General features: G+C 42.4%; 30 protein-coding genes and 2 pseudogenes. 8 read left to right on the top strand and 24 right to left on the bottom strand.

Features of this window, described 5'->3' with window-relative positions; all coding sequences use genetic code 11:
- Window positions 1-33: 33 nt before the first annotated feature.
- The 4 genes and pseudogenes from mobQ to DXA97_RS06870 form a co-directional block, all read right to left on the bottom strand.
- Window positions 34-1448: pseudogene (gene mobQ, locus DXA97_RS06885) on the bottom strand (MobQ family relaxase).
- Window positions 1449-1507: 59 nt separating this feature from the next.
- A complete protein-coding gene (locus DXA97_RS06880) occupies window positions 1508-1825 on the bottom strand; it encodes a DUF3847 domain-containing protein (RefSeq protein WP_182436539.1) in 318 nt (105 codons plus the stop codon).
- Window positions 1826-2110: 285 nt separating this feature from the next.
- Window positions 2111-2314: a hypothetical protein gene (locus DXA97_RS06875; protein WP_004614949.1), complete on the bottom strand. Its 204-nt coding sequence runs from the start codon at window positions 2312-2314 to the stop codon at window positions 2111-2113.
- 146 nt (window positions 2315-2460) lie between these two features.
- Window positions 2461-2685, bottom strand: coding sequence for a helix-turn-helix domain-containing protein (locus DXA97_RS06870; RefSeq protein ID WP_005362423.1), 225 nt, complete (start codon window positions 2683-2685; stop codon window positions 2461-2463).
- 302 nt (window positions 2686-2987) lie between these two features.
- On the opposite strand from DXA97_RS06870, the gene DXA97_RS06865 reads away from it, so the two are divergent.
- The 7 genes from DXA97_RS06865 (at window position 2988) to DXA97_RS21500 (ending at window position 8102) form a co-directional block, all read left to right on the top strand.
- Entirely contained in the window at window positions 2988-4028 is a 1041-nt protein-coding gene (locus tag DXA97_RS06865) for a DUF6076 domain-containing protein (protein ID WP_118719090.1), read from the top strand.
- A 120-nt stretch (window positions 4029-4148) separates the two neighbouring features.
- Window positions 4149-4850, top strand: coding sequence for an ABC transporter ATP-binding protein (locus DXA97_RS06860; protein ID WP_118347102.1), 702 nt, complete (start codon window positions 4149-4151; stop codon window positions 4848-4850).
- The gene (locus DXA97_RS06855; protein ID WP_118347100.1) at window positions 4843-5547 is read left to right on the top strand and encodes a hypothetical protein; all 705 of its coding nucleotides are present in this window, start codon (window positions 4843-4845) and stop codon (window positions 5545-5547) included. The genes DXA97_RS06860 and DXA97_RS06855 overlap by 8 nt, the downstream gene beginning before the upstream one ends.
- Window positions 5538-6185 carry a hypothetical protein gene (locus tag DXA97_RS06850; protein WP_118719088.1) on the top strand — a complete coding sequence of 216 codons (648 nt, stop codon included), beginning with the start codon at window positions 5538-5540 and terminating at the stop codon, window positions 6183-6185. The genes DXA97_RS06855 and DXA97_RS06850 overlap by 10 nt, the downstream gene beginning before the upstream one ends.
- A 33-nt stretch (window positions 6186-6218) precedes the next feature.
- Window positions 6219-7211, top strand: coding sequence for a hypothetical protein (locus tag DXA97_RS06845; RefSeq protein WP_243107582.1), 993 nt, complete (start codon window positions 6219-6221; stop codon window positions 7209-7211).
- Window positions 7208-7522, top strand: a complete 315-nt coding sequence (locus DXA97_RS20795) for a hypothetical protein (protein ID WP_243031181.1) — start codon at window positions 7208-7210, stop codon at window positions 7520-7522. The genes DXA97_RS06845 and DXA97_RS20795 overlap by 4 nt, the downstream gene beginning before the upstream one ends.
- Entirely contained in the window at window positions 7503-8102 is a 600-nt protein-coding gene (locus DXA97_RS21500) for a response regulator transcription factor (RefSeq protein ID WP_009243057.1), read from the top strand. The genes DXA97_RS20795 and DXA97_RS21500 overlap by 20 nt, the downstream gene beginning before the upstream one ends.
- A 247-nt stretch (window positions 8103-8349) precedes the next feature.
- Here the strand turns inward: DXA97_RS21500 and DXA97_RS06835 are convergent, their stop codons facing one another.
- The 9 genes and pseudogenes from DXA97_RS06835 to DXA97_RS06800 all read right to left on the bottom strand — a co-directional run bounded on the left by DXA97_RS06835 (window position 8350) and on the right by DXA97_RS06800 (window position 13945).
- Complete coding sequence (locus DXA97_RS06835; protein WP_118719087.1) at window positions 8350-9318, bottom strand: hypothetical protein; 969 nt, start codon at window positions 9316-9318, stop codon at window positions 8350-8352.
- Between the two features lie 56 nt (window positions 9319-9374).
- Window positions 9375-9617, bottom strand: coding sequence for an LPXTG cell wall anchor domain-containing protein (locus DXA97_RS06830; protein ID WP_118719085.1), 243 nt, complete (start codon window positions 9615-9617; stop codon window positions 9375-9377).
- 29 nt (window positions 9618-9646) lie between these two features.
- Window positions 9647-10636, bottom strand: a complete 990-nt coding sequence (locus DXA97_RS06825; protein WP_118719083.1) for a hypothetical protein — start codon at window positions 10634-10636, stop codon at window positions 9647-9649.
- Window positions 10637-10639: 3 nt separating this feature from the next.
- On the bottom strand, window positions 10640-10960 hold the full coding sequence (locus DXA97_RS06820) for a DUF2812 domain-containing protein (protein ID WP_118719081.1): 321 nt from the start codon (window positions 10958-10960) through the stop codon (window positions 10640-10642).
- A 73-nt stretch (window positions 10961-11033) separates the two neighbouring features.
- A complete protein-coding gene (locus tag DXA97_RS06815; RefSeq protein WP_118719079.1) occupies window positions 11034-11939 on the bottom strand; it encodes a lysozyme inhibitor LprI family protein in 906 nt (301 codons plus the stop codon).
- Window positions 11940-12359: 420 nt separating this feature from the next.
- The gene (locus tag DXA97_RS06810) at window positions 12360-13049 is read right to left on the bottom strand and encodes a DUF4405 domain-containing protein (protein WP_118585026.1); all 690 of its coding nucleotides are present in this window, start codon (window positions 13047-13049) and stop codon (window positions 12360-12362) included.
- Window positions 13033-13437: pseudogene (locus DXA97_RS20780) on the bottom strand (flavodoxin); the annotation flags it as partial. The pseudogene DXA97_RS20780 and the gene DXA97_RS06810, both read right to left, overlap by 17 nt.
- 12 nt (window positions 13438-13449) lie before the next feature.
- Window positions 13450-13770: a hypothetical protein gene (locus tag DXA97_RS20775; RefSeq protein ID WP_118585022.1), complete on the bottom strand. Its 321-nt coding sequence runs from the start codon at window positions 13768-13770 to the stop codon at window positions 13450-13452.
- A 10-nt stretch (window positions 13771-13780) separates the two neighbouring features.
- Window positions 13781-13945: an aldo/keto reductase gene (locus DXA97_RS06800; protein ID WP_118542861.1), complete on the bottom strand. Its 165-nt coding sequence runs from the start codon at window positions 13943-13945 to the stop codon at window positions 13781-13783.
- A 74-nt stretch (window positions 13946-14019) separates the two neighbouring features.
- Between DXA97_RS06800 and DXA97_RS06795 the strand changes: the two genes are divergently transcribed.
- The gene (locus tag DXA97_RS06795) at window positions 14020-14325 is read left to right on the top strand and encodes a DUF2325 domain-containing protein (RefSeq protein ID WP_118719077.1); all 306 of its coding nucleotides are present in this window, start codon (window positions 14020-14022) and stop codon (window positions 14323-14325) included.
- Between the two features lie 373 nt (window positions 14326-14698).
- On the opposite strand, the gene DXA97_RS06790 is transcribed toward DXA97_RS06795, so the two are convergent.
- The 11 genes from DXA97_RS06790 to DXA97_RS06735 form a co-directional block, all read right to left on the bottom strand.
- Complete coding sequence (locus tag DXA97_RS06790; protein WP_118719075.1) at window positions 14699-15247, bottom strand: isochorismatase family cysteine hydrolase; 549 nt, start codon at window positions 15245-15247, stop codon at window positions 14699-14701.
- A 147-nt stretch (window positions 15248-15394) separates the two neighbouring features.
- Window positions 15395-15715 (bottom strand): helix-turn-helix transcriptional regulator, encoded by a 321-nt coding sequence (locus DXA97_RS06785; RefSeq protein WP_118542858.1) that lies wholly within the window; start codon window positions 15713-15715, stop codon window positions 15395-15397.
- A gap of 373 nt (window positions 15716-16088) precedes the next feature.
- Entirely contained in the window at window positions 16089-16400 is a 312-nt protein-coding gene (locus tag DXA97_RS06780) for a hypothetical protein (RefSeq protein ID WP_118719073.1), read from the bottom strand.
- A gap of 5 nt (window positions 16401-16405) precedes the next feature.
- On the bottom strand, window positions 16406-17527 hold the full coding sequence (locus DXA97_RS06775) for a hypothetical protein (RefSeq protein ID WP_118562742.1): 1122 nt from the start codon (window positions 17525-17527) through the stop codon (window positions 16406-16408).
- A gap of 510 nt (window positions 17528-18037) precedes the next feature.
- Complete coding sequence (locus DXA97_RS06770; RefSeq protein ID WP_118562743.1) at window positions 18038-18217, bottom strand: hypothetical protein; 180 nt, start codon at window positions 18215-18217, stop codon at window positions 18038-18040.
- 503 nt (window positions 18218-18720) lie between these two features.
- Entirely contained in the window at window positions 18721-19641 is a 921-nt protein-coding gene (locus DXA97_RS06760; RefSeq protein ID WP_118562744.1) for a hypothetical protein, read from the bottom strand.
- Window positions 19642-19706: 65 nt separating this feature from the next.
- Window positions 19707-20486, bottom strand: coding sequence for a hypothetical protein (locus tag DXA97_RS06755; protein ID WP_118719071.1), 780 nt, complete (start codon window positions 20484-20486; stop codon window positions 19707-19709).
- Entirely contained in the window at window positions 20474-20959 is a 486-nt protein-coding gene (locus tag DXA97_RS06750; protein WP_118542855.1) for a hypothetical protein, read from the bottom strand. The genes DXA97_RS06755 and DXA97_RS06750 overlap by 13 nt, the downstream gene beginning before the upstream one ends.
- Window positions 20953-21654, bottom strand: coding sequence for a hypothetical protein (locus tag DXA97_RS06745; RefSeq protein WP_118542854.1), 702 nt, complete (start codon window positions 21652-21654; stop codon window positions 20953-20955). Before DXA97_RS06745 ends, DXA97_RS06750 begins: the two co-directional genes overlap by 7 nt.
- Window positions 21638-23059, bottom strand: coding sequence for a ThiF family adenylyltransferase (locus DXA97_RS06740; RefSeq protein WP_118719069.1), 1422 nt, complete (start codon window positions 23057-23059; stop codon window positions 21638-21640). Before DXA97_RS06740 ends, DXA97_RS06745 begins: the two co-directional genes overlap by 17 nt.
- Window positions 23049-23507 carry a hypothetical protein gene (locus tag DXA97_RS06735; protein WP_118542852.1) on the bottom strand — a complete coding sequence of 153 codons (459 nt, stop codon included), beginning with the start codon at window positions 23505-23507 and terminating at the stop codon, window positions 23049-23051. Before DXA97_RS06735 ends, DXA97_RS06740 begins: the two co-directional genes overlap by 11 nt.
- Window positions 23508-23516: the final 9 nt, after the last annotated feature.

The raw sequence follows: 23516 nt of genomic DNA, 5'->3' as shown, positions 1-23516 counted from the left end.
AAAATACCGGTAGCGGTAAAGCTGCCGGTTATATCATAGCTCCATCTCATGTTTCTTTCTCTGTACTGCCTGTGGCTGCTCCCTCCGGCGCAGTGCGGTATCTACGGCGTTCTGCACCTGCCGCAGCCGTATGACTTCCTCCCGGAGTGGCTTGTGCTGCGGAGACAGTTCGGCATACTCTGTTTTTAACTGTGCATATTCCTGTTTCCATGCTTTCAGGGCAATGGGTTTTCCGTCCAGTTTTTCTTTCAGAATACGGCGGGCGGCATAAAACAGCCGTAACTCCGCATCGTGGGATGTTTCAAATTTCTCCCTCTGTTTCTTAAACTTGATATTGTTCAATTCCGTATGGACAGGTTTTAGCCGCTGGTAATTCTCGCCCTCCCGTATCAATTCCTGCAATTCCTTTATCCGGGCAGATTTCTTTTTCATGGAGCCGCTTAATGCTTCAAATTCTTCACTGACAGAGGAAAGACGCTCCTGCAAATCCTCTAATGTGAGCAGCTTGTTTTCCGTCAGATAATTGACGGCTTCGGCAAACTGCTTTAAGTTTCCGGTTCTGGCTTTATTGCTCCATGCCCCTGCGTTGCGCTGGTTGTAATAAGCGATCAGCAGGTCGGCAAGGCTCGGTGTCTGGGGTTTGGAAAGTTCTTCTTTTACCTCTGCCATCCAGACAAACAGGGCTTTGATCTTCTTCCTCACATCCTGCATGAGCCGGTTGGTGGCTTTAATCCAGCGGTTCAGTTCCCCTTTCTCGGTGCGGATGCCCTTTGCTTCCATCTGCCGGACATTAGCTCCCTCGTGGACAGTAGGTATCAGGTCAAGCCCCTGCCGCACATAGGAACGGTGGTCGATACGCACATCCAGCCCTTTTTCCTCAAATTTTGTATTAACGGCAGCCGCCACTGCTCCCGCCAGTGTTCCAGCGTTTCCGGCTCATGCCAGTCTGTTGTATGGACAGCGTTAAACATATAATCGCCGTTTTTATCCCGGATTCGGTTTCCATCTTCATCAAGAAGATATTCCCGACGCTGTTTTTGTCCCCATGTGCCATCCGGGTTCAAAGGGCGCATGGTTGTCATCACATGAAAATGCGGGTTAGGGATGCCGCCGTCCTCTTTCTCCGGGCTGTGAAAAGCAAGGTCGGCAATCATGCCTTTTGTCACAAACTGCTCCTGTACGAACTTCCTCGCCAGCTCCATGTTTTCTTCCAGCGTCAATTCATTCTGCATGACAATATCAAAGGAATAGGCAAGCTGTGCTTTTGGATGTTTCTCGCAGTTCTCCACAGCATTCCAGAGGGTCGCCCGGTCAAGATATATTTCCGGCGCATGGGGCGGCAGCATGATTTCCGAAGCGATCACGCCGCCCTTTTTGGTGTAGTCGCTGACTTCTCCATAGTAGCTGCTGTAAAGACGCTCCCCGGCTCGGTAGGCTGCGCTGGCAATGGCGCTCTGACCGGCGCTGCGCTTGATCTGTGCGATTGAAAAATGATAAAGTGCTATCCTTAGTCACCGCCTTTCTCCTGCCCGGAAATACGGGCGTGGTTCTCTGCGGCAGACCGGATGAAATGCTCCGCCTGCGGCAGATTCAAAATGCTTTCCATGAGGGAATAAAATTCCGCTTCGGATAGCTCCTTTGTCTGTGGTGCAATGCTCTCAATAGCTGCCCCACGGGTAATCAGCCGGTGCGTCCTCTGTTTCCGGGAACCGCTTTCCAGATACGCCTGCCGGTTTTTCAAACGCTGCATTTTCCGTTTTTCCTGTTCCAGCAGGACAGTGGTTTTTTCATATTCCTGCTTCAACTGTTCCAAAGATTTTTCCATGTTCTCACATCCTTTGCTGATAAGATAAAGAAAGACCATCCGCAGACAGTCCGTGTGTCAGTGCTTCTATAAAACCCGATGAAAAGGGAAAACCGCAGAGCGGATTTCTCTTTGCGGCGGGTACACAGGGGATAGCCGCTTTAGCGGCGCAAGGGGGTGCAGCCGCCTTGTCGGAGCGAAGCGAACGCAGACCTCGGATTGCTGATTTTATCAGCGGCAGAGGTAGCTCCGCAGGACGCACGATACATGGTCTTTAGACTATGTATAGAAGTGCGCCCTTAGTTCCTAAGGGATTTTTCCGTTTCCGGCAGTCTTGTCCTTTTTCTTGGAACGCTTGGAAAGATACTTCGGGCAGTCAACCACAACCGCCCGGAAGCTCTGTTTACATTCGTGCTGGCATTTCCGGCACAGTTCGTTGTAAGTGATACGGCTGCGGTCATTTAAGAAGAAAGACCATTCCAGCCGCCGCTTGTTGCTCATTCTTGCCATAACCGGCTCCTTTCTCCGTTTCTATCTGATGTACGCAGATAGGCTGTTTTGGTGTAGCGTCTCGGTATCATTTTTAAGGTTTTTTCTCTCTGTATGCCCCTTTGGAAAGTGCGGCAGTATTGCAGTCAGGGAATGATACCTCACGCTTATTTGTCGCTTCCCGGTACGGTTTCGGAGCCTTTTGCCATCCATTCAAAGAAAGCAATTTTGCTGACCTTGATAAGCCTCCCCCTGCGGAACGCCGGAAAGCCGGGGGTGTGTACCAGCTCATAGGCGCTCGCTCTTGAAATTCCCATAATCCGCTGAATGTCCGCCACATCCAGAACCAGCGGTAAATCCTCGTAGCTGTTCAATCTCTTTTTATCGTTCATTCTGTTCCTCCCATAAATCAAATAGGTTAAAATGCTTCCTGCTGCCGCTCTCCCCAAAAGCCGTTTTCCTGCCCCATTCCTGCGGTGTTTCCCTGCATTGGTGCGCCGGATGCGTCACTTCTCCTGCCGGTCATATCCTTTTTGGACGGTCATTCACTTGTCAAGGTACTGTGCGGTACGAAATTACCAACCGCAATCATCATAGCGTACTATCCTTGACAAAACAATGATTCTGCGATACCATGAGTGTAACTGATATAACTGAATTATATAATTACCATAAACAAAGGCAGGGGATAGGGATGGAGAATCAGTTTATACGGCATGAGCCATGTTTTGAGAGGATTTTGTTTGTCCTGACGCTGGACAGGAAGAAAATGAAAGAGCGGATTTTGATTGGGGAAGAACAGCAGATCCGCTTCCGGCTGAACGGGAGCCAAAACGCAGAGGTGCTTTGTGATATGACACGCCCGCTGGGAACTTTTTTGATAAACTTTGAGCGTGACACGGACAGAGATTGGAACTTATACGGGCTTTCTCCGCTGCGGCAAGCCCTCCACTCCAACCGACGGAAACAGCCGGAGCTGGAGCAGACGGCAAGCGAATTTCTCTGGGGAAAATATCTTAGCAATGACCCTCTGAAAATGTATGTGGCGTTCCGTATCTGGAACAGCTATCTGCTTGCCAGAGAACCCCGTGACCGTAACGCTGCCTGTGACCGCTTCATGGATAAAATGAGCAGCCTGACCGGGGTATTCCATAACGAAGCCATGAGCTTTGACAGGGAGACAGGAAAACCGAAACATTTTCAAGCTGGCAGCCTTTATTTCAAAGGCGCACCGTCAGAAGATACCCGGCTTGACCTCTGGTTACCGGACAACCGGCGCACAGAAGAATGTGTGTCTGCCTATGCGTCCCTCTACCCGTTGATTACCTATTATCTGAACAGGCTGAATGACTGGGGGCTTTGCTTCCGGCGGTGCAAGGTCTGCGGGAAATATTTTCTGGCAAAGAGCCAGCGGTATGAGCTGTGCAGCGACAAGTGCCGAAAAGCACAGGCACTTCAAAACAAGCGGGAATTTGACGAGAGGGCAAGAGAAAATAACTATGACCTGCTTTATAAAAATGAATGCCAGAACTGGCGCAACAAAATAAACCGGGTAAAAAATACCGCAGGCTTTCCGGCTGACCGTCTGGAAAAAATACAGGCTGCCTTTTCCGACTTTAAGAAAGAAGCCTTACAGAGAAAAAAGGCTGTAAAAACAGGAACGGCCAGCCCGAAAGAATTTACGGACTGGCTGTATCAGCAGAGTAATGTAATTGTGAAGCTGACTGAATACTAAATTTTTTCTCGTTGTGAGGTTTCTGTGACATTTGCCTGATGGCAGTATCGAAATTGCAGTAATTACTCATGCAAAATGCTTCTTCGTTTTATACACTATACCTATATGGTGGAGCACCAAATGAAAGGAGCAAAAAATATGTCTGAGATTCAAAATGCGATTGAAGTAAAGAACTTAAAAAAAGGTTTTGGTGGCAGAGTTTTGTTTGAGAATTTTAGCCTGAATGTAAAAGCAAATACAATCCATGCGATTATTGGCCCGAACGGTTCTGGAAAGACAACACTGCTACGCTTGATTACAGGGGTATACCAGCCAAATGCAGGGACAATCAACATTGCAGGGAAATATGCAATGGAGCTTGAAAATGACTATCTGTATGAAGAACAGACTGGTCTTGAAAATTTGAGAATTTTTGGGAAATACTTTGGATTTGAAATAAATGATCGTTCAGACAGTTATTGTACGCAATTAGGATTGACCGAGCATTTAGGAAAGCGTGTTAGCACTTATTCTAAAGGAATGAAAAGAAAACTGTCCCTTTTGATTGTGATTATGATGGGACGGGATATTCTGCTCATGGATGAACCAACATCGGGTGTAGACCCCATATCCAGAGTAGAAATCCGTAGTTTGATAGAGGCTCTAAAAGCTGACGGAAAAACGGTTATTATCACTTCACATGACCTTAGCGAGATTCAAAAGTGCGCTGATGATGTATCTATGATTAAAAATGGCAGATTGCTGTTTGATAAGGGTATTCAAGAAATGCAAGGACAATCATTGGAAGAAATCTTTATTAAGGAGGGCAATCGGTATGAGTAACATGGGAAAAGGCGCAGTCTACTATCTTACCAGAAGCAAAAGCCTCCTAATTGATACTGCGATTGTTGCCATTCTGGCAACTTTTATGAGCTTTGCAATGCAGATGGACGCCTTGCAGTCTAAGGGAGAGGATTATTTAGTCTTAATGCTCTATGCGGTTATTTTGGGTCTTACCTCCCTGCAATCCGGTGCTATGATTGTAGATTTGACAGCAAAGGATAAGTTAAGCCGGAGAATTGAATTTTTTGCAGCTTCTGGAATTGCGGTAAAAGAGATTATAAAACAGTATTCGGTACAGATTTTCCGCTTTTCTGGTATTATCCCGTTCTTTGTTTTTATGAGTTGCTATTACTTTACCGACTGGACAATGAGCTTTGGGCGGATCGTATGCGTTTATCTTAGTATTCTTGTACTTAGTTTTTGTGAGATTGTCGCTTTGAATATCATTGTACTGGATGTGAAACGAGTAAAACTGTTCAAAAATGTTCTGTTCTTTGGTAATTTTGCACTGGTTTATTTGATTGCGATGTCGGCAGAACGAATTACAGAGCTTGTGAATCAACATCATATAGGAATTGACTATTTGATTATTGTGGTTGATGTTGCACTTTGCATGATGTTTGCACTATTAAGTTTCTTTAAGACTCGGCACATGAGCAACGAAACAGTTATCAGGAGGGATGGCGAATGGGTTTGATAACCTTAAACCTTAAAAGGGTATTGAACTGGAATTTTATATTTATGAGTGCGGTAGCAACTATCTTCGGCATAATCTCTCTGATGAACTTTGGGGATATTTCAGAGAACATTGTATTTGGCGTTGATATAAAGTATTTTATGCTTGATGGCTACCTGTGCTTATTTATCTTTTTTGCCGGAGAAATAAGCAAGGATATGTTGCAGCAAGAAAAAATTACAAAGAGAATAGAATGGAAACTTGCTAATGGTATTAAAATCTCAAGTATTGTTAAAGAGAATCTGCTATCACTATGGATTGGAACGCTGATTCTTTTGTTTCCTCTGCTTTTGATGATTTCCATTCGTCTGCCAAACCTTATCTTGTTATCAGGCACCTATTTTCTGATCCTTAGCATATTGTATTCGGCATTTATAAATGTTTTGATTCTCTGGATTAGAAATATGAACTGGTTTAAGAGTATTCCTATCTTTGCAACACTGCTTCATATTTTGCTGGTTTTCTTAAAATGTGGGATATTTATGAAAACGAATAATGTGTGGGTGTTGCTACTATTTTCTCCAGTGAGTATAATAGTTTTGACTGCGTGTGGTTTATGTCTGATGACTAAAGAACGGATCGTATCATCATATTACTAACATAATGAATTTTAGCTGAAAGGAGGGGGGTCTATGCAGGATAAACGCTTCTATCCGTATCTGTTTCTTCATGCGGGTATTGTGACTTTATGGGTTATATTGGATAGAACACATAAAGGAATTGCGAATGACGGAGCCATCAACTTATTGTCGATTGCCGTCTTGCTTTGTTATTTCAATCTGCTCTATCTACATGTAATGACATCACGGCGAAAGGCAACAATATCTGAATGTGGCTGGAACCTGCTTTCTGTTTCCTTTATTGCGGCGCTGATGTATGATGGATTTTCCACCTTATACACGGGTGCATTTCTGGTTTTTGCATTGATTATCGGAATAATGCTGGTAAGAACTGACGCAAGCCGGGGAAAAATGGTTCGCTTGCTGTTTGGAATTGCGTCTATCATACTGTCGTTTTTCAATTTCCGAATTCTACCTGCGGTAACTATGTTAATTGGAATGTTCGTGGGAATTTTCCTTGATTATAAATATATAAATTTGAAACAGGTTAATATTCTTCCGATTGCCCAGAGGAAAGCAAGATATGTCCTTGTTTTCATGATTCCTTTGCTTACAATCGTACTTTATTGCTTTGATTTGTCCACCCTGCAAGTCAATGTATTTTTTCAGCTTATAATGCTTTTATTTGAGGCTTTTGCTGTCATTCATCTTGGCGACATGGAAGCCCGTTACAAGGAGTTGACAAAGTATTATGAATTAACGAACTATATTGCAAATGAGAGGGAAGATTTCTCAAGACTGCTTCATAACGATGTGCTTCAAGACATTGGAGGTGCCAAAAATCTCCTGTCGCTTCGCTCACCAGATGTTGATGAAACAAAAAGGATATTGTCTGATTTGGAATTGCGGGTAAGAAATATGATGAATTTCTATTCCTCTAATATCTTTTCGGGGTATGCTTCATGGGAACATATCGGATATATGCTTGACGCGATTAAGAAGCTGTACCCAAAGAAGAATATACTTGTAGATTTCACGATTGACAGCGAAGCAGGATTGCTTTGAAAAAAGATAACAGTTTGGAACAGACTATGCAGATAATCAAAGAACTTGTCAACAATGTTTATAAACACGCTGCCGCTACTTTTATTCATTTGGAAATCGCGCTAAATGAAGAAAGTAGACTCGTAATTACCTGTCAAAATGATGGAGCGAAACCAAATGACATTGAAAATATTCTTTCTTCCAAAGGTGGTATGCTGTTCTTGACGGTGTTGATAAATGGGAATGGTGGTAACATTCAGTATTTAGAGAAAGATGGTATTTTAACTGCAACGGCAGTTTTGGGGAGAAAAAATGAAGATATTACTATTTGATGATCACAGGATATTTGGAGAGAGTTTAAGCAAACTTCTGGAAGATTGGGATGAAATCTCTATCTGTCGCTATGTAAGTAATGAAACAGAGTTTTGGAATATTCTTTCCGTAGACGAATGGGACATTGTATTACTTGATGTCAACCTAAGAGAGCAGTCAAAAAGTTCTGGCATTGATCTGATAGAAACGATATATAGTAAAAAGCCAAAAATAAAGGTGGTTATGCTATCCTCTTATGATATGCCAGTTTATAGACAGGAGGCACTTAAAAAAGGCGCCGTAAGTTATATTGATAAGTCTGCTTCTGCTGACGAGTTGGTAAAAAAACTCACAGCTATTAGTAAAGGTCACAAGTCCACTACGCCCCCTTTATTAGATCCCCTGACAGATCGTGAAGCGGAAATTATTAAGGCGATTGGAACAGGGAAAACAAAGCATGAAATAGCGCAAGAACTGTATATCAGTGAACGGACACTTTACAACCATATCCAAAGCATCTATGATAAGCTGGGGGCTAAAAATGCTATCGAAGCCTATAACAAGGCTATTGCACTTGGATATATCACACCCTTAATATGAGTTTAGGCAATAAGAGGGACAGATATATCAGAACACAAGTGACAAGTATGCACATTATGTAAGCAGATAGCAAAAACAAGTATCATTGAACGACTTCATCAAAACAATAAAGAAAAGCTGGGAGCAAAATTAAGTCTGCTTCCAGCTTTTTTGTATTTGTTATTGTATGTGGTTGACTAAGGAATATTGTTTAAGCGTGAGTTTGTGATATTGGGTGTGGTATCTTTAACTATGGGAAACTCCCCGTTCATTTCCTGATATGCCGGATTGATCTGTACTGCTTCTGTCCCGCGAAAGCCCGGATTTCCATTCCATAAGAATGATGGATCACCTTCCACTGGCCTTCCTGTTCCAGTTCTACTGCCAAGCCGTCAAGCTGCAACTGCCCATCCCTGCCCCGCAGCGAATCATCGCTTTGATTCAGCAGAACCTGTCTGGCATTTTTGCACGCCAGAATATCTTCTTTCTTTAAGTCATGCAAGATATCTTCCGGAAAACCAAGGGATAACAGATGTGCTTTGGTTTCTTCACATGCCGGATCCTGGGTTTCATTTGCAGTTGTCCACTCCATATGATAAGCACCAAAACATGTATAGCTGACGAACAGACCTGCCGCAGTCAGAATTGCTGCTCCTGCTGCACATCTACTGTCTGAAATCCGCACCGAATGTTCTTCCAGTACATATCCGGCCTCTTCCAGTTTTTCTGCTATATTCTTTAACTCTACAAGGATTCCAATGTATGCAGCAACGATTACAAAACCAAGGATCCAGCCCTCATATTCCTGAATCGCAAGCACCGTCACCACCGCATACCAGATGATGATATGGAGCAGAACTTCACTTTTTATTTTTTCATCACGCTGTTCCAACTCCTCACGCATTCCAAGGAAAAGACAAATCATCAGCACGACCGGCAGGATTCCGCCACAGAAATCAATTCCTTTCCATGCGTACAAAGCATAGATTTTCTCCCGTTCGAGCACACTTCCAAGCACAATTGTCACAATGGTAATCACAACTTCGAGCGCGGCGCCTGCATATCCGGCTTTCAGCCAGCGGTTTTCTGATCTCAGTTTTCGAAATCCTGTAAACAGCAAAAGGGCGCCAATGAAGGGGAGAATCTGATTGAGAAAGAGAAATTTCAATGTAATCCCAAAGAGACCCATTCCAATCAGAATCTTCTCGTACGTCTGTTTCCAGAAACTCTCTTCCATGTAATCGCCCCCTTTTCACACCGTTCCTGCTGCCAATACCATGCGAGCTGCTTTTCTTATGGATTTCCGCCATTTTTCTTCCAATAAACAATTGCTGCTACAGCCAACAATACAATTCCGATCAGAATCAGTATGATAGAGAAATCACCATTCAGTTTTCCGGCAACAAACACAGCGGTAGGACCATCTGCGCCTCCAATGACAGTAACCGCTGTTTGTCCTTTCAGCTTCATCACAGCACCAGAAATAACCAGTACTATTCCGACCATACAGCTTCCGATTCCGAATACTTTTTTCATGAATATAATCTCCTTTGCACCATTTGCATTTACTCTGTTTGCCCCTGATAAAAAACGTCTACCGCTTCTTTCATGTCGGTAAGATTCATACCACCGCCATAATCCAGCACAACCAGACGATTTCTGTCTTTTAATATCACTTCATCAAGAGTCGGCTCATCCTGATAGAAATTTTCTTCCGAAACAGGCTCAGCCCCATCTTTGCGGACCATGTACCGGCACCAGGACACTTCTGTCCCCTCGGGAAGTTCCCCCAGCTCTGCCGGAAGTTCCAGTTCCATCTGATCCCACCACTTTGTCATATCCTTTGGATAGCATTTTCTGGTTTTCGCAATGATCCAGGAAATGGGACTGGTATATACGGTAACGCCTACTGACTTTCCAGAACTGCTCATCTGAACATCATTTGCCTGATAGCTAGCGAATACCGTATGTTTTCTCCCGGTATCCGGTTCATCTGCTCCCAGAAAGTGAGTTGCTGCCGCATTACACAAGGGAATCAGAATCATGCAAAGCACACCAACGCCAACCGCATATGGCATCCAGTCATCCCGGGCATTTCCGCTGCCGTTATTTCTGAGCAGGTTCCTTACAAACAGGGAAATCACTACAATGAGAATGGAAGAAAGCATGGTTCCGGCCAGGGCTCTCATGGAAGAAGAAAATGCCAGCGCCAGAACTGCCAGAATCAGGATTTCATCTAATAGAATGATACGCTTTTTAAAGCTTACCTTCCGCTGCAGATTCATTCTCGGAAACGGCCTGCCTTCTTTTATAGCCATTGTATTCCCACAGTTCCATCGAAACAGCCGCGCATAGGTTACCGTCCAGGAAATGCAGATTCCAAGCAGCAGGGGATTTAGCATAAGCGCCACGGGATCCGCAAACATTTTTCCCGGATTCTGCAGATTGCTGTATAACGACCACAAACTTAATACTACCAGTACAGGATAGGAAATTTTCGCAGACCCGTTCCAGAAAAGAGATTTCTGAATCAGGAACTGCCTCTCTTCCGTCATATCTCAGGTCAGCTTCACGCTTTCATCGGTGGTATAAAATATCTGCCAGTAAGTTCCGCTGCATTGAAAATCCCATCCTGCTTCCTGGCACTCCTTGCGAAACTGTTCTGCCTTCCAGCTGTCCGCGCCGGTAAGGGAAGAGCTTCCCGGAACCAGAAGCGCCGCGTATCTTCTTTTTTCCGGCTGTGCCCTGTAAAATTTCATGATAGAACCGCCGACGTTTTCCAGGAACCAGCCCTGCAGCGCCATTTCTTCCAGATATTGCTGAAATGCATCTGCTTCCCATAAATTGAACGTCCACCAGATCCGTTTTTTCTGCTTCATATGGTCATCTCCTTTCCGGGACAGCTATGCCGAAATGCTCCATGCAGGAATTTATCTATGTACTTCATCCTCATCAGAATGCGAACGGAAATTCCAGTTCTTCCCCAACGGTGAAAGCGGAGTTACCAGTCACTTCCGTAACATGAAAACTTGCCCCCTTCCACCCGTCAATATGAATGATTCCCCGTACATTTCCATCATCCGATGCGAAGGCCAGTTCTCCATTTCCATGATCCGTAAAGGTTCCTCTTGTTTCTCCTGTCCGGTATACCGAAATGACCGCTTCATTCTCTCCGTTCAATCCCTCCCTGGTTACCAATGCGCTATATACATTTCCTGTCCCCTGATTATCAACAAACAGGCCGTATTTGTTTGATCTGTCCGGCAGCATGAAATCTTCTCCTTTTATCCCAGCCAGCTTACTGGCAAGAATACAGGCTCTGTTTTTCGTAATTTCTTCCAGAAAAGAATTCTGAAGGAGAGGATAAATGCTGCCATTTTCTTCGCTGCTTCCGATACTCAGCAATGTTGCTTCTTCCTTCATGGCTACCCAGTTTCTCTGTTCTGCAAGAACGCTCTCCTTTGTCTTCTGGTCAGCCAAATTCATAAATCTGCTCCAGAGATTATTGAGCTCCGTATCCCAGATCACATAAAACCATCTGGAAGATGCATTCATTTCTCCCTGCGTTTCTGCTTTCTCTGCCAATGGAGTAAACTTCTGAATGATCGTATTGATCTGTTCCAGCTCTTTCTGCAGAGATTCCGACTTCGATACCACATCTTCAATATCCGCTTTGATCTCTTCCGAATAATCATGCGTGAAATCCACCTCTCCTGATGCATCTGCTTTCTCTGCCAGAATTTCGGTTTCAAGTACCTGCCACACTGCCGATTCCTGCGTTCCCACATTTCTGCTGCAGCCACTCATAAGGCCAGCTGCAATTCCTGCTGCCAACAAGATGCAAATCCATTTTCTCATAAATTTCCCCACTTCTCTTTCCATGAACAATTACAGATATAGCCAGCAATACTCTTTCTGCCATTATTATAGATAGGAATATTCCTGTCTGACAAGAACAATGGGCTTACCATTTTCTTACATATTTTTATAAATAATATAAGATTGATGAAAGCAGATTGACAATGCATAAAGGATTCTATAACATTAAAGATACATTAGATATTCTCTTTTTTACCAAACAGGGAAGGACGGTGCAAACGAAAAATGGCATTTGGTTTTATATCAACTTATCTCGGTGGTATTCTCATTCAGGCTATTGTAAATATTTTTGTCTATGCTCCGGCAATCATTGTGGCGCTGTACTTGTATGATCGATTTATAAAAAAATAGCATTAATAAAAGAGCTATTTTCTCTACAGTCTGAGCCACCGACAATTGTCAGTGGTTATATTTATGGATATGCTTAAGACATATAAGGTAAGTACAAACATATCCCAGGACTATAAATAAAATGCTCACAAGCAGATAATCTATAAGTGACCACACTACCGGTTGCGAAAAATCAACGAATACAAATTGTGTCCTCAAAAATAGATATAATCCGATTTTGTTTTTGATATAAGTATAAAGACCGCAGATTGCTAACAACACTATTATCATTCGCAAACTCCAAGTCCTGATTTTAGAGGTTTGCTGTGTAGTAGTGATTTTTCGGAATACTTCCATTATCCTATTGCCGTGCATACCGGCGTGGAAGCTCATTAGCACCAATCCCCAATAGGAAGCCAGTAGATGCACTGTCCTTGCTGTGGCTGCTCCACCAAGATGCAGAAAACGAAATACATAACGGGATAGAATCATGCCGCTGATTGGCAAAGCCAGCATAATAACTACCAGTGCCAAGTCTATCGCTGTTCCTAAAATACGGAGTGGTGTGTACTTTCCACGCAGCAGATGTTTCCACCATGCAACATTCAAAATATGATGGGCAACGAAAAGTAGAGACATTCCAATGCCGAGATATTCATGGGCGGTTTCTCCCACCAGAGAATATGCCATCAGCAAAGGCAAAAGCAGAACCATTCCACTGTCTACGGCAATTCTCAACTTTTTATTCAATAAATCCATCCTCTCTGAGCCAGTCCGTCACATTGTTTCTGGCTGTATCACGGTCATTCTGGGCAGTCGTGCCGGGAATTGCGAAACCGTCTTTCATTTTGCCTTCTGTAATATCGGCAATCGTAGATTCCGTATTGGAAAGCCCACTGCCGCCGTGGGTGCAAAACGGAACAATGGTCTTGCCCGACAGATTATATCTCTCCAAAAAATTGTAAACGATCATTGGCATATCGCCCCACCAGTTGGGATAGCCGATAAAAAGCGTGTCATAATTATCCATATTGTCCACCGTGTCGGCAATTTTCGGGCGGGAATTGTCTGCCATTTCCTGTCGGGATACATCCAGAAGCCCCTGATAAGTGGTCGGATATGGTGTTTCCGGTTTGATTTCAAATAAATCGGCTCCTGTTTACTCCGCAATCATGCGAGCGATAATGCTGGTGTTTCCTTCCTCTACTACACCAACACCGTACTGCTCACCGTCAAGAGAAAAATAAGCTACTAACATATTGCTGCCTCCTTCTATTTTTTCAGATTGTGCGGTGTCATCCGCTTGTAAAGTGTTCTGCTGCGTACTGTTTGCCGGAACTGCTGGTTCCGTTTGTATATCCTTATTATTAGATGTCCTTGTTTCACCTTCTGAAACAATTTCTGCCGAAGAACTATTTCCGCAAGCTGTGAGTGCCAATACCATAATACTCGATAGAATAAATATCAAAAATCGTTTCATAGTGTCTCCTTTACCAATCGCCCAGGCGCTCATTTTTATCCAAAGAAGCAATTTGTTCCATTTCATCCGGGGTAAGTTCAAAATCAAAAATATCAAAATTTTCCTGAATATGCTTTTCGTTATGAGAGCCTGGAATTGCAATGTGTCCATCCTGCAAATGCCATCTCAAAATCACTCACGGCTCTGCGGGAATTTGTTTACAACAGCACTGAGGACGCTTCTCCTACTGTAAATATTCCGATTTCAGAAATGAAAAAAGCAATTGCAGCGAAACGGATCACGATTGTGGGTGGTAATGAAAACTGGGTTAAAAAGCTTCGACAGGAGTTCCCAAACTGGAAATTTGTCAGCGCATCCGTATCAAGCACCGTGGATAATATGTCCATTTTAAAGGCAGAACGGGTTATCCTCTTTACGGATACACTTGGCCACAGCAATTATTACAAATTCATGCAAACAATCCAATCCCACCATATTCCTTTCAGCTTTTTGCATGGCGTTAATATTGAGCGGAACATCATTCAAATCTATGACGATATATTTGAAAAAAGATAGGAATATCATTGCAAAAACGCTTTCTCAGCACTGCTTCTATAATTTTTAACCTAAAAAAGCTCCTCCTGTGAAGGAAGATATGATGTCAGAATTGTGTGCTTGTTAATTATTATACAATACTTTACCCGATATGACCAGCGCAAAACCTACATTTTACATTATCAATTCTTATAGTCGATAGCCCATTTATTATATTATCTCTCCACGATATACTAAAGGCTCTTTCCCTTTAATATAACTGAGAAAGAGCCTTATAAGTTGATTGCATACACATAATTTTTTTGCCTTTCGGCGGGGAGAAAACTGCGTATACAAGATTATTATAGAATATTTTCTGGCAAAGAACCACTAAAAATTTTCCATATACTCCTTTTTACTCTTCCTGTCCATACACATCAATCTGGCAGCTCTTCATTGTTTCGAGTGCGGCATTATGCTTTTCTGGTGTAACTCCGGCACAGCAGCTTGCATCCACTGAAATTATCGCCTCCGGATACTTGGCTTTCAGGATCAACGCATTGGAGACCACGCATATATCCGTGCATACTCCAACCAGTTCAATCTCATCGTTTGAGCCAAAGCCCTCCCAGTTAAGCCAGCCAAAGGTCGGCTTGTCTATATATTCGCAGTTTTCCACTTCCAGCCCAGGCACAATCTGCCAGCCTTCCGTTCCATTGATGCAGTGCTTCACTGGTAACTTTTTCCCCTCCGGCGTGTCCAGATAATTCTCCTCATGGGTATCCCTGGTAAGAATTATCCAATCCCCGCGGTCCGCATACTCTTTTACTTTTGCCTGCACATTTGGAACAATTGCCTGCGCTTCCTGATTGCCAAGAGTTCCTGTCACAAAATCGTTCTGCATGTCGATCACGATCAAAACCTTACCTATTCCTCTTTCCTCCCGTTTTCCTAAATTATGCATTACCCTGCTATAATCAGAATATTTCGACTTCTGATGAAAATCTGCAACACCCCGAATACGGTTTCCCCCATTATACTACCGATTTCCAATTAGCAAAAGAAAAAAGAGGATGCCCCTAAAGCATCCCTCTCAAGTTTCAAGCAATTTCTACTTTTCAATCCACCCTATAAAAGTATTAATCTTTTCAATATCCGATTCATTCATAGTCCGTAATTTTTCACACACTTTTCTGTATGTGGTATCTTCATCATCCAGTGGTGCGAAAAACTCTGCCGGCGTCATATCTAAATAGGCAATTATTTTAAACAGTTCTTTCAGAGACGGTAAGGCCGCTCCGCTAGTTATGCCACGTATATATGATCCACTTTTATCCAAATCCAGACTCATTTTGTGCTCAGAAATGTTTTTGCTTAGTCTCAATTCCGTAATCCGTCTACGAACAAAATCCTCTTGCTGCGCATTGGCCATTTTCCCACCTCCCGTTTCAATTATTTTAGTATGAATTTGAAGATGGCGTTGGTTATAAAATTATCAATTTACATTTAATATGTTGCAATTCTAATGATTTTATTATCAATATATTGTTTTAATTCATATTATCAATAGCAATGCACAGCATTTTTCAAATGGAGCTATATCTATTGGGGATGTACGGGCAATCAGACGCTTAGAAACACTAATCGAGTAGGAGGCGGTTAGTCACCGCCTCCTACTCGATTGCACCCTTCTCATCTGATGAAAAGAATTTATTTTATCTTCACAAATGCCTTTCGCTCTTTCTAAAACATATCTTACTGCAATAGAAAAGTGTCCTCTGCTTTTATACAGGGACGCTTTTCTATTACCAGTCATCTATTTTTCTAGCGAGTCCTGTTGGTATAAACCACCACATAACTAATAAAATTATAAGTATTACATCCGCTACCTTCCCTAAAAATTGCAAAGGAATCATAGCAAATCCTATAATAGGTAACGTTAATACTTGGATTATATATTGTACTAATTCCCCCAATGAGAAAGAGCCAAAAAACTTCGGCGGCGGATCGTCATAAGGAAATTTTTCACGAAAATCATAAGGATAGAGTAAATGTTTAATATACAATACGACTGCAGTAATTATAACACATTCCGGGTAAAACTGTATATATTTCATATTCGTTATATCCCCGCATAGTCAGAAAAGCGCAGTGCGTACCTGCCACTATAGCCGTACTGTAACGATAACCACGCCACATAATTAAAAAAATCTGTATATGTTTCGATAGTAAAACTAATCATTGTAGATGTTAAAGTTCCCAAAACAGATCCCGCTACTCCCGCACATCCACCAAGGATATAGCTGCAAACAACCACAGCCGAATTTTGAATCAATTTTTCCTTATCAACTTCTCCATAATTTAAGAGAATAGTATCATCTTCCATATACTGTTGAACTAAAGCATTCAAGCGAACATTTGGATCTTCCGAACACTTGGATATCATCTGATTTACCATCCACTTTGAATCCTCACAAAGATCTTCTTTATTTAAGCTCGCGTCAAATCCATTGAGCAATTCAGCCAATGCTGTAGAAAAAACATTTCTTGTAAGAACAAAATGTTCATATCCTTCTGTTAACGTCTCATAATTACCTTTTAATGAAGAAATCCCAGAAGCCAGTGACCCAACTTTTTGTATCGAACTTGAAACCTTTGTTGAACTCATATAAGTATCATATGCCTGTCGATCAGAAGCCGTCAGCCACCTTGCCAAAGCTCCATCAGGACCTGAACGTTGTTCTCCATCTAAAAGTAAAGCAGCCTTTCCCTGATTCCAAAAATAATCTTTTCGATCTACATAATGAGATATAAACATATACTTTGCTTCTTTGGCTATATCTTTTGCACGGTTCTGCTCGATGCTCCATTCAGCACAATCTATCGAATACGCAATAGATGTCGCTTTTGCCTCTTGTAACTCCTCGTCCTGAGCTAACGTTTCTATTCTATATATACTTCTTGAAGCGAGGTAATCATTGAGGAAAGCTTCCGCATCCGTCTCCCAATCATCAGTGATATTAAGATTTGAAAAATCTTCAACACTAAATTTAGTTTTGGTTGTATCTTCGAATTCTGACACAGCTTCCGCAGCTGCTAAGCCACTTACAAGGAAGTCATGCACTTCCGTACTATTGGAAGCTCGTCCTTGAGTTGATTCACTTGCAAAAGTCGATGCAGCAGTTGAGCACATTATGATACTCAATGTTAAGCCAAATGCAACAAAACGCTTGAAAGTTTTCATTCAATTTCCTCCCATTAATCTCAGTTTATTTGTATTAATGATATTACATTTTTTATATTCTGTCAAGTATCTTATTGCATTATCAAAATTCTGAAACATTTTATAATAAACCTATTTTCTCTATTTTTTGTGGTGGGCCACGTCACTTGTTTACTATATTTTGGGAGATGATCTGAATCACCATTATGGTGGAGTTGCCAGATACCAAGATAGTACCGGAAAATATGGCCATCTATCAAGCGAGGGGCACATACTTACAGAAGCAATCTATACAGAGGTAACTATCTTTGACTCTAATAAAGCACATGTAAAAACCGAAGACGGCTCTGAATATGATATCGATAGCTATGGTCGGCAAATCGACTATTAATTTTGATTCTGAAGTAAATGCGTCACTTGCTGAGGTAGTGCTGGATGTCTCATCCAGCATGTAGGACGGGTACCGTCCTGGACCGAAAGGGATGGCTTCGCCGGGAGACTGGAAGGCTCCCAAAAGAACAAATTAAGGGGCTAAATGCCCTGCGTGGAACTTGTTTCCACTAATTTGCTTAGTGCAAAATAGTGGACGCCATAACCTAAAAAGTCACGAAGCGCCATAAGGGACGAAAAAGCAGTGTGGCATAATTCACGCAGGATGAGAAATTCTTCTTTTGATAGATGTTTTAGTTGTTGGCATACTTTCAGATACAATGGGCTCCCCTCCTCTCCAAAAAGAACATGCGTTCTAAATAATTATAACATACTGATGAAGAAAATGAAAGAACTTGAATGTATATTTAAATTCCAGTTGGCAAGAGTAAATTCCAGTCTTATGGAAATTACTTCCGCACATATATTTGAGATATTGTCTTTGATAATCATTACTCCGTATAATGTACTCGCAGCTGATTACTCTACTTCTACAAATGTGGTAGTTATTAGACTTTGCTGTCTTTCGCCAGCTTATCTCTCGAAGCCTAGCCTCATATGCGATTTCTGTCCGTCGGACCAAGGATTTGCCTACAGCTTCCTTCAGATTCCACCTCACGATGGATACCCTTGCTGTTCAGCTATACATTTCCCACTACCTGGGCATGTTCAGGACTTTCACCTGCGAGAGCGCGCCCATGGCGCGCAAACGAAACGTGCGCCGCCGGGCGCACATAAAAAACCCAGACACGATTATCACTGATCTCTGTCTGGGTTTCTTCCTATTATAATGTAATCAATTTTGCCATAGTCTGGATAAATAGATTTCTCTCGTTTCCAAAAGAAATTTTCGTTCTGTTCATTGCCTCTATCAATATCGACATTACCGTATCCAATCGCTCTTCCGGTAATTTCCGATAGGCCCGTATTCCCCGCATCTGCTTTTCCGTAAGGCCTAAAAGCTTTAAAATTTCATTTTCCTTCATATCTGACAACAATAACGCTTTTTTCGCAACCCGGTAATTCCGAAGAAGCAGCCCATAAAGCTTAAGGCTATTATTCCCATGATCGAACAACTCCACCGCAAGCTTCATACCTTCCATAGGATCCAGTAAAAGCTTTGATGCCAATTCCCAGCTTTTCCCCACTGCTGCAGGAACAACCTGGTCAATCGTCTCTTTGTTCACTCCAGTATCCATGGACGCAAATGCAATCTGTTTAATGAAAATAGCTATCTGGTAAAGATCTGTCGTCTCATCTTTCCCGTCTCTGCGTTCCTGGTATGCATAAGCGCTCCTGTCAATAAAATATCGTAGCATCGGCTCCGGTATTGGACAATCTAAGGACTGAAAAGCTTTTTGGATCCAACATTGATAAGACTTTCCATTCAGCTTATCACAACATATGCCATGCTTACTTTTCCATGCATTCCAGTCCTTGCTGTTGTCAGGCTTTTCCGTCCGAATGATCAAACAGGAACTTTCCGGACACTCTTCCATAAGATACAAGAGTTCCTTCCTCTCTTTTTTCACATCCTCCACCTTATAAATGGCACATGGTACACCAAAGAATGAAATGCTCTGCAGAAATTCTTTCACTCCATCCATGTCATCAAATACCTGCACATAATATGCCGTATTTTCTGCTAATTTCCGTACTTCATGGTCAATACGGTATGGTTCCGTTCCATATACAATTTTCACCATTTTCTCCACTCACTTTCTCAGTAATTCGTACTCAATGAAGCGAAGCCGTGCCCTCATTGGTTACACTATAATGGCTGCGCTTCCTGTTCCATGACAGAATGTTTAAAAAATTCTTCGACATTTCCATTTAACTTTCCATACAGCATCTGTAATAATGGGATAAGATTCCATGACAAGAAGCCAATCCCATATGTGATTTCCACGTATCCATCGCAAAATCCAGTTTCGGAAGGATATATCATAATGAAAAAATCTTCAAATGAAATCACAAAATAATCCAGTTCCATGAAAATATCCGTTTCAGAAAGAAGCGGTGCATTTTCTCCTTTTATGAGTACAATGACAAACTCTCGCTCTTCTCCATAAAAATCGCATCGGAATTCATCAAATGCTCTGTAAAATGCCGCCTTCTGATCCCTGGACAATATATGATCCAAATCCTCCAATTCAGCAAATTCCAATAATTCAAACCCTAATGCCTTCATAATGGCATCTAGCGTTCTTTTCCTCTGGCCATCTGCCACTTCCAATCCCTCAGAGCATTCATCACTGACAATACATAAAAGATTTTCAACCGGTACATCCTCCATTCTTAGTTCTGCCGTCTCATACTCACAGGTTATAATACCTGCTTTGATCAGCCGGTTTACTAAATGGCTGACCCACATCTGATAATGTGGATAATACCTGGCAGATCTGCCCATGTTGGAATTTGCATACGCATATGCCTCTTCTTCGTTGCAACCACCCTGTTGAAAATAGTCCATCTGATCCAGATAACTCCACGGACAGAAAGCACCTTCTATCCTTTTCATGAGCCGGATCACCTGTTTTAATACTTCCACGCGCGCTCCTCCTTTAGCCGATAACACATTTCCAATTTCGCAGCAAGCAGACATGTTTTCCAGGCCGGCACATTATCTTTATATGTACCATAGGAAATGTAAAGACCGCCTCCATTAAACGCATTGCCAAATACGTTTAAGCCTCTTTGATCGGTCTGCTGGTTATCTTGCAGCACCAGCATAAGATACGGCTCATCCTGATCATAAAGCTTCAGTAAATTATGGTACTGTTCATATTTCATTCTGCATTTTGCAAGAATAGGTTCCAGGATCTGCTCTGCAGATGTTGTCACTCCGCAGTAAAGCACCGGATATCCTATTTTTTCGATCAGATACCGGTAAGCTTTTGCGAAACTATCATAATATTCGTATAAATTTTCTGGAAACGGTTCTTTCACAAATTCATTCGCCCATGCGTACCGGAACAATATGTATTCACAAAAGTGTTCCTTATAATCGCTCAGATTTAGCATACTCCTCCTGCCTTTCCTAACACATAAAGAACAATCCCACATAAGTCACATACCGGAGATACCGGAAACATATCTCCCCAGTCTGAGTTCTCTTCTGGATTGTACAGCCAGTAATAATGCTCACCAATTTGAATAAAATCTGTCCCGGACGAATAAGAAACACTTAAAGACTGGCAAAACAACTCATATGCTTCAAATGCGATTTCACAAAGTCTCCAGTCCCTGCATTCTTCATACCAGCGTATTACCTGCTCCACAACGTCCAAAGTAAGTACCGTAGTTCCACATTCCCCCAGGTATTCTTTCAGTTCTGCCTTTACTTCTTCTGGAAAAAGTTCCAGAGTTTCTGTATCATCCTCATAGGCAGAAACCACATCGGTAAACCCAATAATCCCAGGATATGGAGTTTCTACACAAAAGAGTACTTCTTCATTTTCACTGATGAAGTCATCTTCATCGTCTGACTCAATCCATTCAATCGATAAATCATAAACTTCCCCCACTTCAATCCCATATTCCTGCAGGATGCGTTGTACCGCTACCTGTAAAAGTTCCATCTTCATGCAGTTATCCCGAAAAGAATAATCAAAACATTTTTCATACTGCATCAGACGCTTTGCATAGGTAATGATCTTACGCAGTTCTTCCGGATGATCGAAGAGCTGCTGATAACGCTCCTCATTCACTATCTTCAAAAAATATTCCCCTTTCCGCTCCCGCATTTACCGGAATAGCATTTCCCTTAAACACATCAAAATAAACTATTTTATATGGAAGGAACCCGTTTCTTAAAATTCCGAGAGTAGCTGATAAAGCCAGCATTGCCGCAGCCATATTGGTAAACCGATGCTGCGGTGAAGACTGGTTGATCACCCCACAGCTTAATTCACTTGCCCGCTTTTCCCGGCTTCGCATGATTTCCGGAAAATAGTACGGCCTGGAAGGTGACAACATCTTTCCATTCTTTTTGACTGCAGCTACAACCTCGCCAGTGTGAAATTCATTTGCCGTATCGATCCAGATACCAGTAGGCGTCTGACGGAACCATTTTTCCATTTCCTGTCTGGCCCGGTGATTATCAACTGACCCAATCAGTATCGGGACCGTGCGTCTATAATACGCTCCTGACATCTGTTTAAAGACCACTTTTAACTGCTCTGCGGAGTCAATGTACATTGGATATGCTCTTACTTCGATCCCATAATGGTCTCTAAGAGCTTGTGCCAGTACCATTGCCTTATGCTGGCCAACATCATCTTTCAGGAAATTCTGCCGGTCAAGGTTCTTCTGCTCCACCCGGTCTCCATCGATTATGGACAATGCATAGGAGTTGCGTTCCTCCTTCGTTAAGGATGAAAGGATCGCCCCTAATTCCTTCAGATAATAAGAACCGGTCCCACCAGTGCCTACCACAACCAGTTGATAATGATAAACTTCGGTTGATTTCCGGCCCAGAGAAAGATCCAGCTTCTGGTCGTTATGAAGCTGTGGTCCTATTTGGGCCATTTTTTCATTCACACAAAATGTCCCGCATTCAACCTGTCCTTCTTCATAGACAGCCACAATCTTTGACATGGCAAGGTTCACCAAAAACATTCTTTCCAAATGCTTCCAGACAAAATCTTTGCTTTTCTCTTCCGTGTTTAAAAAAAATGGTTCCTCTCCACTTCCGTCATCCACATACAGCTTTGCATCTCCAAATTTCAGATACAGTTTTCTTTTCGCGGACAGTTTTTTCCATTCCGTTCGGTAGTCTCCAGGAATACTCCCATCGCTGCAATCAATCATAAAAACATAATCCCGTTTGGAAATCTGTAGTACCTGACTGTCTATAGAAAAATCTCCCGGAACAGCTGTCACCTCATAGTCATACTGTTCTTTCAAAAGTTCTGATAATAAAAGTGCCCTGTTCTGACCAAGATCTTCCCGGATATATACCGCGCCAAGGTCCTCTTTACTGATTGAACCAGGATCGAAAACCGTAATATCCGTCCGGATCAAATTTTCCTGTTTCATATGAAGATACGCAATCATTTCCTTTAAAAAGAAGGAGCCGGTCAAGCCAGCTCCTATCACAATTACATGCAGATTAATACGCATGTTTGTTTCTCCTTTCCCTGTTTACCATAAATTCTGGCAGTTTTAACACATCCGGCATCTCTTTTGTCCTTTCTTCAGACTCCAGAACGTATTGTAAAAGAAGCGCTTCCTGGCGCTTCTGGATCCTCCTGGCCGCTGCACGCTGCCGGGATCTCTTTTCCCTTGTAAGAAAGCTATACCCCTCGACCAGGCACCGTATAATCAGCTCCATCACACCATGCAGCAATAAGGATATAACTACCACAACAAAAAATGCTTCCATAAGCACCAGAATACCAATCCCAATGATAAAAAGACTGCTATCCTCTAACAGTGCGATTTCTGTTCCTGTAAGATAGGCTCTCTCTGACTTTGCATTCAGGGATTCCTGCATTGTCATTTCGCTCTGCATCGCCCGGAATGCCCAGCCAAACAGAAACCGGCCATACTCCTCCAATTTTTCTATCATAAACATACC

Source organism: Clostridium sp. OF09-36, from assembly GCF_003481985.1.
Taxonomy (GTDB): Bacteria; Bacillota; Clostridia; order Lachnospirales; family Lachnospiraceae; genus Brotaphodocola.
The sequence above is the reverse complement of the archived record's forward strand: the minus strand, read 5'-3'. Positions and strand labels throughout refer to the sequence as shown.

What these genes read in the sequence shown, in the direction of transcription:
- DXA97_RS06860 (WP_118347102.1), top strand. Translation starts at nt 4,149, where the DNA reads ATGAAAGGAGCAAAAAATATGTCTGAGATTCAAAATGCGATTGAAGTA.
- DXA97_RS06880 (WP_182436539.1), bottom strand. Translation starts at nt 1,825, where the DNA reads ATGGAAAAATCTTTGGAACAGTTGAAGCAGGAATATGAAAAAACCACT.
- DXA97_RS06855 (WP_118347100.1), top strand. Translation starts at nt 4,843, where the DNA reads ATGAGTAACATGGGAAAAGGCGCAGTCTACTATCTTACCAGAAGCAAA.
- DXA97_RS06850 (WP_118719088.1), top strand. Translation starts at nt 5,538, where the DNA reads ATGGGTTTGATAACCTTAAACCTTAAAAGGGTATTGAACTGGAATTTT.
- DXA97_RS06735 (WP_118542852.1), bottom strand. Translation starts at nt 23,507, where the DNA reads ATGATAGAAAAATTGGAGGAGTATGGCCGGTTTCTGTTTGGCTGGGCA.
- DXA97_RS06785 (WP_118542858.1), bottom strand. Translation starts at nt 15,715, where the DNA reads ATGGCCAATGCGCAGCAAGAGGATTTTGTTCGTAGACGGATTACGGAA.
- DXA97_RS06815 (WP_118719079.1), bottom strand. Translation starts at nt 11,939, where the DNA reads ATGAGAAAATGGATTTGCATCTTGTTGGCAGCAGGAATTGCAGCTGGC.
- DXA97_RS06795 (WP_118719077.1), top strand. Translation starts at nt 14,020, where the DNA reads ATGAAAAAAGCAATTGCAGCGAAACGGATCACGATTGTGGGTGGTAAT.
- DXA97_RS20775 (WP_118585022.1), bottom strand. Translation starts at nt 13,770, where the DNA reads ATGAAACGATTTTTGATATTTATTCTATCGAGTATTATGGTATTGGCA.
- DXA97_RS06845 (WP_243107582.1), top strand. Translation starts at nt 6,219, where the DNA reads ATGCAGGATAAACGCTTCTATCCGTATCTGTTTCTTCATGCGGGTATT.
- DXA97_RS06750 (WP_118542855.1), bottom strand. Translation starts at nt 20,959, where the DNA reads ATGCTAAATCTGAGCGATTATAAGGAACACTTTTGTGAATACATATTG.
- DXA97_RS21500 (WP_009243057.1), top strand. Translation starts at nt 7,503, where the DNA reads ATGAAGATATTACTATTTGATGATCACAGGATATTTGGAGAGAGTTTA.
- DXA97_RS06830 (WP_118719085.1), bottom strand. Translation starts at nt 9,617, where the DNA reads ATGAAAAAAGTATTCGGAATCGGAAGCTGTATGGTCGGAATAGTACTG.
- DXA97_RS06775 (WP_118562742.1), bottom strand. Translation starts at nt 17,527, where the DNA reads ATGAAAACTTTCAAGCGTTTTGTTGCATTTGGCTTAACATTGAGTATC.
- DXA97_RS06810 (WP_118585026.1), bottom strand. Translation starts at nt 13,049, where the DNA reads ATGGATTTATTGAATAAAAAGTTGAGAATTGCCGTAGACAGTGGAATG.
- DXA97_RS06790 (WP_118719075.1), bottom strand. Translation starts at nt 15,247, where the DNA reads ATGCATAATTTAGGAAAACGGGAGGAAAGAGGAATAGGTAAGGTTTTG.
- DXA97_RS06865 (WP_118719090.1), top strand. Translation starts at nt 2,988, where the DNA reads ATGGAGAATCAGTTTATACGGCATGAGCCATGTTTTGAGAGGATTTTG.
- DXA97_RS06780 (WP_118719073.1), bottom strand. Translation starts at nt 16,400, where the DNA reads ATGAAATATATACAGTTTTACCCGGAATGTGTTATAATTACTGCAGTC.
- DXA97_RS06760 (WP_118562744.1), bottom strand. Translation starts at nt 19,641, where the DNA reads ATGGTGAAAATTGTATATGGAACGGAACCATACCGTATTGACCATGAA.
- DXA97_RS06825 (WP_118719083.1), bottom strand. Translation starts at nt 10,636, where the DNA reads ATGACGGAAGAGAGGCAGTTCCTGATTCAGAAATCTCTTTTCTGGAAC.
- DXA97_RS06835 (WP_118719087.1), bottom strand. Translation starts at nt 9,318, where the DNA reads ATGGAAGAGAGTTTCTGGAAACAGACGTACGAGAAGATTCTGATTGGA.
- DXA97_RS06820 (WP_118719081.1), bottom strand. Translation starts at nt 10,960, where the DNA reads ATGAAGCAGAAAAAACGGATCTGGTGGACGTTCAATTTATGGGAAGCA.
- DXA97_RS06870 (WP_005362423.1), bottom strand. Translation starts at nt 2,685, where the DNA reads ATGAACGATAAAAAGAGATTGAACAGCTACGAGGATTTACCGCTGGTT.
- DXA97_RS06740 (WP_118719069.1), bottom strand. Translation starts at nt 23,059, where the DNA reads ATGCGTATTAATCTGCATGTAATTGTGATAGGAGCTGGCTTGACCGGC.
- DXA97_RS06875 (WP_004614949.1), bottom strand. Translation starts at nt 2,314, where the DNA reads ATGGCAAGAATGAGCAACAAGCGGCGGCTGGAATGGTCTTTCTTCTTA.